General features: G+C 64.8%; 8 protein-coding genes and 1 riboswitch. Of the genes, 2 read left to right on the top strand and 6 right to left on the bottom strand.

The genetic code is table 11. From position 1 onward, the window contains the following. The 4 genes from C2U70_RS27875 to C2U70_RS27860 form a co-directional block, all read right to left on the bottom strand. The coding region (locus C2U70_RS27875; RefSeq protein WP_140981838.1) for an SDR family NAD(P)-dependent oxidoreductase at nt 1–603 on the bottom strand (603 nt) is incomplete at its 3' end. Further along, nucleotides 600–1598 carry an NAD-dependent epimerase/dehydratase family protein gene (locus C2U70_RS27870; protein ID WP_140981837.1) on the bottom strand — a complete coding sequence of 333 codons (999 nt, stop codon included), beginning with the start codon at nt 1596–1598 and terminating at the stop codon, nt 600–602. The genes C2U70_RS27870 and C2U70_RS27875, both read right to left, overlap by 4 nt. 36 nt (nt 1599–1634) lie before the next feature. After that, complete coding sequence (locus C2U70_RS27865) at nt 1635–2402, bottom strand: transaldolase (RefSeq protein WP_140981836.1); 768 nt, start codon at nt 2400–2402, stop codon at nt 1635–1637. Next, a complete protein-coding gene (locus tag C2U70_RS27860; RefSeq protein ID WP_210243919.1) occupies nt 2402–2950 on the bottom strand; it encodes a D-glycero-alpha-D-manno-heptose-1,7-bisphosphate 7-phosphatase in 549 nt (182 codons plus the stop codon). The genes C2U70_RS27865 and C2U70_RS27860 overlap by 1 nt, the downstream gene beginning before the upstream one ends. 348 nt (nt 2951–3298) lie before the next feature. Between C2U70_RS27860 and C2U70_RS27855 the strand changes: the two genes are divergently transcribed. Further along, complete coding sequence (locus C2U70_RS27855) at nt 3299–4486, top strand: glycosyltransferase family 4 protein (RefSeq protein ID WP_140981835.1); 1188 nt, start codon at nt 3299–3301, stop codon at nt 4484–4486. Between the two features lie 7 nt (nt 4487–4493). Here the strand turns inward: C2U70_RS27855 and C2U70_RS27850 are convergent, their stop codons facing one another. After that, entirely contained in the window at nt 4494–5915 is a 1422-nt protein-coding gene (locus C2U70_RS27850) for a PepSY domain-containing protein (protein WP_140981834.1), read from the bottom strand. Between the two features lie 9 nt (nt 5916–5924). Then, nucleotides 5925–8288, bottom strand: coding sequence for a TonB-dependent receptor (locus C2U70_RS33225; protein ID WP_186294517.1), 2364 nt, complete (start codon nt 8286–8288; stop codon nt 5925–5927). A 112-nt stretch (nt 8289–8400) separates the two neighbouring features. Beyond that, nucleotides 8401–8606, bottom strand: a riboswitch (cobalamin riboswitch). A gap of 132 nt (nt 8607–8738) precedes the next feature. On the opposite strand from C2U70_RS33225, the gene C2U70_RS27835 reads away from it, so the two are divergent. Beyond that, nucleotides 8739–9311 carry a histidine phosphatase family protein gene (locus C2U70_RS27835; RefSeq protein ID WP_140981832.1) on the top strand — a complete coding sequence of 191 codons (573 nt, stop codon included), beginning with the start codon at nt 8739–8741 and terminating at the stop codon, nt 9309–9311. Nucleotides 9312–9421 lie beyond the last annotated feature (110 nt).

The raw sequence follows: 9421 nt of genomic DNA, 5'->3' as shown, positions 1-9421 counted from the left end.
GGCGAGTTTTTGGCGCAGAAACACGCCGAAGACCGCACCATAGGCGCCGCTGGTCCGGGACCGCGTGCCGAAGGCGTTGAAGATGCGCAGCGAGTTGACCGGGAGGCGATAGACTTGGTGCCAGTGGAAGGCCGCCTGCTCGCCCTGATATTTACTTAGCGCGTAGGGGTATTGCGGCGCGATCGGGTGATCTTCCCGCGTCGGCGTGTTGGCGAGGCCATAGCAGGACGAGGACGCCGAATAGACGAACTTTTTCACGCCGGCGTGGCGCGCGCATTCCAGCATCTGCACCGTGCCCTGGACGTTGGTCGACATGTAGATGTCGGGCGTCTCGATCGAAGGCACGATGTCGCCGATGCCGGCGAAGTGGAAGACATAGTCGACACCGGCGAACAGCGCATTGCCTGCGCGGTAGTCGCGAATGTCCGACTGCTCGAAGGTGAAATCCGGATTGCTCGCGTGCTGCGCCAAATTGGCCGCGCGGCCGCCGACGAGATTGTCGATCACCCGCACCCGAAAACCGCGCGCCAGCAGCAGATCCACCATGTGGCTGCCGATGAAGCCGGCGCCACCGGTGACGACAGCGGTGGCATGCTCAGTCATTTTGCGCCAATCGCCTTCATGGTGCGGACGTTATAGTACCAGTCATTGTCAAAGCTGTCCGGCAATAGGTGCAGGCGGAAGGCGCGCGTGAGGTCGCGGATCGCGTCCTCGACGCTGCGCTTCGGCGCAAAACCGAGCACGCGGCGGATCTTGTCCGAATTGACGTGGTAGGAGCGGTTGTCGTTCGACGGCGTGGTCCTGATGTCGATCGTGCCCTTCTCCGGCATCTCGCCTTCGACCACCGCCTTCACCATGCGGGCGAGCTCGGCGATCGAGTGGTTCTCGAAGCCGACATTGAAGATCTCGCCGTGGATCTTCTCGTGCGGGGCGGTCAGCATCAGCCGGTAGGCGTCGACCATGTCCTCGATGTGCAGGTTCGGCCGCATCTGGTTGCCGCCGAACACGGTGATGACGCCCTTGTTGACGGCATGGTTGGTCAGGATGTTGACGGACAGGTCGAGCCGGGTCCGCGGGCTGTAGCCGCAGATCGTCGCCGGGCGCAGCGTCACGCAGGTGAAGTCGTCGGAGGCGTGCTTGAACAGCAGCGGCTCGCACATGCCCTTGAACTTGTTGTAGAGCGTCAGCGGCACCAGCGGATGCTCCTCGGTCACGTCAGGCGCGTCGCTGACACCGTAGACCGAGCTGGTCGAGGCGTAGATGAAGCGTTTGACGCCGGCACGCTTGGCGGCGACCACCATCGGCTCGAAACAATCGAAGTTGATGGTTTGCGACAGGTTTTCGTCGAGCTCAAAGCTCGCATCGTTCGAGATGCAGCCGAGATGCAGCACCGCGTCCTGGCCGGACATGGCCTCGGCAAGCTTTGCGGTGTCGCGGAGATCGCCGATCACGACGCGCAGGTTTGGGTCGTTCGGCAGCCGGCAGCCGAAAAACAGGGTGTCGTAGACGGTGACGTGGTAGCCGTCCTGGAGGAGCTGCGGCGTCAGCACGTGGCCGACATAGCCAGCACCACCGGTCACGAGCACGGATTTGAACATGGAGGTCACTTCTGAATGTTACCGCTCGCCGCGGCCTTAGCCGGCCACCGCAGCGAAGCGCCGCGGCTTTCTGGTCGCGGAGAGCGGAATGTCATAACCGGCGGCCAGCGCGTCGGTCCGGAACATGGCGACGGTCTCGCGCGAGAACGTATCGAGGTCATGGCCGACCACGGAGAGTTTCTTGAGCAGGTCCGGCGTCATCGTGATGATGTGGCAGCCGACGGAGTCGGCATGGAAGAGGTTGAGCAGCTCGCGCGGGCTCGCCCACAATAGCTCCGCCTTCGGGCGCTCGCGCAGAATTTCCACGGCTTGCGCCATGTGCGGGACCGGATCGCGCCCGGTGTCGGCGATGCGGCCTGCGAATACCGACACGATCGCGGCGACATCAGGCGCCAGCGCGTCGCGCACCTCGGTGACCTGCTCGATCGTCATGATCGCGGTGACGTTCAGCTTGACGCCCTCGCGCGACAGCGCGGCGACGATCGGCGCGCAAGACTCACCTTGCGTGGTCGAGACCGGCACCTTGACGAAGACGTTCTCGCCCCAGGAGGCGATTTCGCGCGCCTGGTCCGCCATGGTCGGAAGGTCGTCGGCAAACACCTCGAAGCAGACCGGCCGTGTCGGGACCAGCTTGAGCAAATCGTGGGCGAAGGCGCGATAGTCGGTCACACCGGCCGCGCGCATCAGCGTCGGATTGGTGGTGAAGCCCTTGATCCTGGGGTCCGCAGCCAGCTGCGCGATCCCGATGAGATCAGCTCCGTCGGCAAACAGCTTGATGCCGAGTTGATCGAGATGTGGCCCCATCATTCCATCCTTGCGCTCTGAAATTCCCGCTCCAGCACCAGCCGCGCCGCGCCCGCGAGCGAGTCCACGACCGCATCGGGTATCGTCTCGCCGTCATCCTCGCCGCCCGCCACCATGATGGTGAAGCATCCCGCCGCATGGCCGGCCGCGATGTCACGCCAGCGGTCGCCGACGAGATAACTCTTGCCGAGGTCGATGTCGTGACGGCGCGCGGCGTCGAGCAGCATGCCGGGCTTCGGCTTGCGGCAGGAACAACCATCGCCGTCGACGTGGTAGCAGACCGCAATGTCGTTGACGGCAAGTTGCTCGCGGACGACGGCATGCATTGCCTCGACCGTCTCCCGCTTGGTGCGGCCGGTGGCAACGTCAGGCTGGTTGGTCACGACGATCACCAGAAATCCCGCCTCGCGAAGACTGCCGATCGCGCCATCGGCATCCGAAAAGATGTGGAAGTCGGCCAGCGACGTCGGCGCCACCAGCCGGCCGTCGCGCTCGACGCTGGCGTTGATGACCCCGTCACGATCGAGGAAGACGCACCGACTTGCCACCGCCTCTCCCCCGAATCGGACACAAAACGATACAATGGCAGCCTCTCCGCTGGAATATGCTGCCGGCCGGCCCGTCCCTGTTCCAACACCAAAAAGGCCCAGCCATCGGCCGCAGTACCGTGCGAACCCCGCGAAATTACGTGCTTTTCGGCTGAAGCCGCCAACATGGCCGGCCACCCGAACGACGCTTCCGACACGCCCTTTCGCCGGCTGCACGAGCTGAGCCGGGATCCGCCGGGGCGTCAACCGGGGCGCGAGGACAGGATTGACACAACGTCGGAGCTACGGTCCGCCTCAAGCGGAATTTTGCCGCTTCCGCGGCGGAGCCGGATTTGAGATGGTCGCGAGATGGTTGCAGTCAGTTCGGCGTCGGCACGACAGGTGGATGGGCAGGCAAGGCGCAAATTCGCGTTTCTCTGTTTCAACACCGCCTTCTTCGTCTCGCACTTCCGCCCCGCCGTCGACGCCGCCCGCGCGCAAGGGTTCGAGCTGATCGCGTTCCTGCCGGAGGAACCGGCCGCCGACTGCCCTCACCTTCAGGATGTGACGGTGATCCGCTTCCTCGGGAAGCGGACGCGGTTTCCGTTCCTCCGCCTGTTGCCGAACCTGTATTGTGTGGCGCTGGCGCTCTGGCGTCACCGGCCGGACGTGGTGCAGGCCTTTTCGCTCCAGTCCTGCGTCGTGCTCGCGGTCGCCGCCCGCCTGGTTCGCGTCCGGCGCAAGATCTACACCATCACCGGCCTCGGCCTGATCGGTGTCGACACGCGATGGAGCAACCGCATGCTGCGGCCGCTGCTCTATGCCCTGTTCCGAGCTGCAAGCCGCGGGCCGTCCTCGACCTTCATCTTCGAGAACACCGCCGACTTCAAAGCGCTTGGCCTGTCCGAACCGTTTGCCGCGCGAAGCCGGCTGTTGATGGGCGCCGGCGTCGACCCCGAGGTGTTTTCGTTCCAGCCACTTCCGCCCTCGCCGCCGCTGAAGGTCGCAATCGTCGCGCGGATGATCTGGACCAAGGGCATCGACATCGCCGTCGAGGCGGTCTCGATGCTGCGAACGCGCGGACTGCCCGTCGAGCTCGACCTCTACGGCCATGCCGATCAGCACAATCCGCAGTTCTTCCCCGAGGCGACGCTGCGGCACTGGGGACAGTTGCCCGGAATCCGCTGGCACGGTCACGTCGTGGATGTGCCCGCGATCTGGCAAGCGCATCACGTCGCGCTGTTTGCGAGCCGCGGCGGCGAAGGCCTGCCGCGAGCGATGCTGGAGGCCGCCGCCTGCGGCCGCGCCCTGATCGCGACGCGCGTTCCCGGCTGCATCGATTTCGTCCGCCCAGACGTCGATGGCCTGCTGGTCGAACCGAATTCAGCAGAAGCGCTCGCGGACGCGATCGAGACCCTGCTGCGCGCGCCCGAGCGTCTTGCCGGGATGGGCCGCGCAGCACGACAGCGTCTCGTCGAGACCGCAACGGTGGAGATCATCATCGCGCAATACGCGGAGATGTTCGCGGAGATCGACGCCGGCCTGCGGACGCCGTGAGGCCGGATCAGGTACCGAACGAATGGCGCAGGCGGCGCCAACCGATCACGATGCCGGTCAAGGAAAACAGGACTCCCAGCGTACAGAGGCCGACGATCACGACGCTGCGGAGCGTTGGATGGGCCGTCAGCACCGGGACATCCAGCGTATGCAGCGCGCCGTAGAGCCAGCGATAGGTGCGCCTTGCGGCATCCCATCGCTGCAGCACGCGGCCATCGGCGCCGTCGATGTCGAACCACACCTCGCCGCATGTCGTGCGGTAGACCGGAGCACCCGGCAGGTTCGACTGCGCAGGATAATTGTCGTCTGTCGCGACGACCGACGGCGCGGCGCAGCCATTCGCCAGTTGGGCCACGAATTCCCGGATGTCGGGCAAGCCCAACGCTCCCGTTCCATCGCCGAGATCTTCGCCGGCCCTGAACAGGGTCTGCCCGTGAAGGCTGGTCCGGTCCCGCCGATAGAACTTTCCGTTGAGGGCAAACCACTCGACTTCGCGCGCTGCCGGCGACATCGGCGGCCAAACGGTCGAGCGAACCGCCGTCCAATCCGGCAGCAACGTCATGACCTCTGACCTGGTCAGATCTCCGCGCGAGAACAGGCGCCCATGGTCCATGGAAAGCCAGCCGCTGAAAATCCAGGTCAGGACGAACGCCGTTGCGATCACGCCGATGACGTGATGCAGCGCATGCCAGCCGCGATAGGGCGATAGCGCAGTTCCCTGCCCGATCCTGATCCGCAACACGCCAAGCACCGCACCGAGCACGGCTGCGATCAGCGCCAGCAGCGACAGCGTCCAGACCGCACGATCCCACAGCGCCCAATTGCTCCGGAGGATCGTCGGGTAGATCCAGTGCAGGACGCTGCCGGCTAGATTCCAGGCGCGTTCGCGCCCGTCCGTCTCGAGCACGACCTCGCCAGTGACCGACGACACGTAGATCTGCGTCCCCCTGACATCATCGAGCGCGATGCGAAACAGCGGGCGATGGCGATCAAAGCCGTTGGGCACGCTCCATTGATCATAGTCCGCGAGCCCGATGACCGACGCGCGCGAAGCATCGAGCCCGCGCCGGTTGGCGTGGTCTCTGGCCGCAGCGAGTGCTGTTTCGCGCGCGTTCACCGGAGCAGCGGCGCCATCGGACGCGCGGACCGCGCGCAGCAGCGACGAGCCCGACACGACATAAGCAGGACCGTCGCTCCGCTGGATCAGGCGGACCCGCTCGACATTCGCGATCCCGCTGGTCCGGACGGCGTCCGCCGGGCCGATCTCCACGCGCGCGGTGTCGACCGGCGCGAGACCGGCAAAGCGTTCCGCCTCCGCGAGCGAGGGAAACGGAACGAAGTGCATGACGATGCCGGTCGCAAACCACATCGCGAACAAGAGGCAGCACGCGATGCCCAGCCAGCGATGCAGGAAGACGATCGCGCCCATGCGCTCGCATCACCATTTGAACGCGGCCGACACCTCATAGGTGCGGGGCGCGCCGAGCAGGATCTGGTCGGGATAGAACGGATCGCCCCAGACCGCGTAGCGCTTGTCGGTCAGATTGCGCACGCGGAACGTCAGCCGCGTCTGCTCGACGGCGGCAAACATGGTTTTCGGGATGTCCACGAAGGCGTAGAGATCGGCGACCGTGTAGGCGTTCATGGTCACCGTGTTGGCATCGGTGTTGGTGCGGTCGCCGACGTGACGGCCGACGATCCCGAGCTCGACCGGCCAGGGCGTGAAGAACCGGTAGGCCGCACCGGCATTGGCGACGATGCGCGGCACGTTCGGCGGCGTGTTGCCGGAGAAGGAGCCGCCGGCAAAGTTATAGTCGGCATAGCGCGCATCGACATAGGCGATGTTGCCCCAGAGCCGCAGCGCATCCGTGACGCGCACGGCGCCCGCGAACTCGATGCCCCTGGATTCCTGCCGTCCGGCGATGTTGAGCTGCTGGCCGCCGGCCGCGGCATAGACGTTCTTGCGCTCGATGTCATAGAGCGAGAGCGACCATTCCGCCCGATCGTTCCAGAACAGATGTTTGACGCCGGTCTCATAGGTGCGCGAGGTCGTGAGATCGAGATTCTGCGCCGGCGAGAGCAGAAAGATGTTGTTGGCGGCGACGTCCGCGCCGGTGGCGTACTGGCTAAAGAAGGTCAGGCCGGGAACGGCTTCCCAGGTGTAGCCGATGCGGCCGGTCACCGGCGTCCATGACTTCGCGAAGGGAAAGCCCGCCTTCACCACGCCGTTGACGTCGGTCGAGTTGCGGTCGAGCCCGATATGCTCCATGCGCAGGCCGCCGACGAGCGCAAAGGTCCGCGTGATCTTCAGACGATCCTCGAAGGACAGCGATTCATTGTCGATCCGCGCGGTCTGTTGTTGCGTCGTCAGCAGGCCGTAATAGCCGCGTGGCGGGTCGATCAGCGGAACGGAGTCGCCGGGAAAATTGGCCGCGCCCGGCCGCACGAAATCGAGACCGCTGGCGGCAAGCGTCGTCACCAGCCGGTTGTCCATGCCGGCGATGTTCGTATCCCAGGTCAGGTCGGTGATGTTGCCGGCGAGCTTCTGGTTATGGGCGACATAGAAGCGTTCGCGATCAACGAGATTCGTATTGGCGTTGAACGCCTCGATCTCGTTGTTGAACCATTCACGCTCGGCACCGTAACCGTAGGCCTGGCTCTTCAGCGTCAGGCCGGGCGCGAGCTTCAGCTCAAAACCGCCGCGCAACCAGGCCTCCTTGGCGACGTTGCGATTGTCCAGCACATTGTAGTTGGTTTTGAAGGTGCGGTCGTCGATGGTGACGGCCCCGAGGTTCGATCCGTTGTAGTTCGAGACATAGTTGCCCGAGACGATGCCGGCGGTTGCATGCGATCCAGAGAAGGCCACGGGGACCAGTGGCGCTCCCCAATAGGCCTTCGAGCGATCCTCCCTATATTCGATCGCACCCCAGATCTTGAGATTGTCGGTGACGCGGTAGTTGAGCTGGCCGGAGACGTCCAGCGTCTTGGTGTTGGTATCGTCGGCAAAGCCGTTGAGCGAGGATCGGCTGATGTCGAAGCGATAATCGAGCCCCCCGACGTTGGTGCTGCCGCCGGAGCCGTAATAGCTGCGGAACGAATTCAGCGAGTCATAGGAGAAGAAGGCCTCGTTCCGGATCGGCCCGGTGTGCGGCTGCTTGGTGACGAAATTGATCGCGCCACCGCTGGCGCCCTCGCCCGACAGCAGCGAGGCCGAACCTTTCAGAAACTCCACCGCTTCGAGATTGGCGGTGTCCATGATGCGGGACGTCATGTTCTGCGGCCCGATCTTGATGCCGTTATAGAGCGTGTTGATCTGGCTGTTGGTGAAGCCGCGCATCGAGAACGCTGCCGGCTCGGCCGGATTGTCGCCGGCGGTCACGCCGACCGCGCCTTGCGCGACATCCGACACCGTCCGATAGCCCTGTTCGCGGATCATCTCGGCCGAGATCACCTCGACTGTCGCGGGCATCTCGCGCGCGGTGAGCCCGAGCCGCGACGCGCTTTCCGCAACCGCATTGCTGTTGAGCGGGGTTTGCACAGGCAGTGCAGCCGGCTTCGGCGCAGTCGCCTGCGATGCGGCGCGATTGGCCGCAGCACGCCGCGCGCCTCGCTCGTCACGGCCGGCGAGTTTGGCCTGCTTACGCTTCTGGTCAGGTTGCGGGGAAACCTCGACGGGCGGCAATTGCTCGCGCGGGTTTGCCTGCTGCGCAAGCGCGATGGAGATGTCGAGGGCGGCAAGGGACGAGAGAACGCCGGATGCGAGCAGAAAACTGCTCGGACGGCCGGCATGGAGACGGGACATGGTCGAGACCTCGGTATGACGTCAGTGGCACGTCACAGCGAACCAGATCTCAACCCTCGGCCTGAGCCTCAGGAGAAGCCGAATGTCTGTACTCCCCGACCGACATCTTCGCGTGTGACCACGGCTGACGGCAGGTCTCCTGGCTTGCGGGTCGTTACCTCACGTCGCCTTCCCGGGACCGAGATGCCCAGTGGCTATTGACGCAAGATTCTCCGCTCACAGTTGCGGGGGCAGCTACGGCATTGAGGTAACTTTAGCCTCGCACCGCATTCCCTTTTCATCCCCTCCGAAGGGGAAACCGTCGCGGACATCTAGGATTAAGACGACGAAGGAGTCAATGTGCGGCTATGTCGTCGCACAGATTGTGCGGCGACGATTGACAAGCGTTGGAACGAGCGTGCAATCGCAGAGCGCGCGACACCGCGATTGCATCACGATGGAGAGGAAAAAATGGAAGGCGACACCTTCCTCTGGCTGGTGCGTCATGCCGTCGTCGACGGCATCGCAGGAACCATCCACGCCTCGGATGCGCCGGCCGATCTCAGCGACCGGCCACAACTGGACGCGCTCCGTCGCCATCTGCCGCAGAATGCGACGAGTTATGCGAGCCCCTCCCGGCGCACGGTCGATACCGCGCGCGCGCTGGGGCTCGAGCCCGCGCTCGTACCTGAATTCCGTGAGCAGGACTTTGGCGCCTGGACCGGGCGGCGCCACGACGATCTCGCTGCAGCCGGCAAGGACAAATACGCAGCGTTCTGGAACGAGCCGGCACGCTCGCGGCCGCCGGGCGGCGAAAGCTTTGAAGACCAGTTCGCGAGGGTCCGACGCGGGCTCGATCAGGTCGCAGCCGGCACGGCAACGCTCGTGGTGCATTCCGGCACGATCCGCGCCGCGCTTTGCGTCGCGCTCGACCTCACACCCGAGGCTGCCTTGCGCTTCGTCATCAACCCGCTCTCGCTGACCCGGATTGATCGCCTATCGAAAGGCTGGCGCGTGGTGTCCGTCAATCAGCGGGTCGCATAGGCGGACGACATCGGGAGTGCGATGAGACCAAGCCACGGGCAAGCTGCGCTTCCTCGTCCCGATGCAGGCCACTTCCGCACCGTCATGGCCGGGCTTGTCCCGGCCATCCA

This window comes from Bradyrhizobium guangdongense (assembly GCF_006483445.1).
Taxonomy (GTDB): domain Bacteria; phylum Pseudomonadota; class Alphaproteobacteria; order Rhizobiales; family Xanthobacteraceae; genus Bradyrhizobium; species Bradyrhizobium guangdongense_A.
Note: the sequence above shows the minus strand (reverse complement) of the source record. Positions and strands in the feature narration are given on the sequence as shown.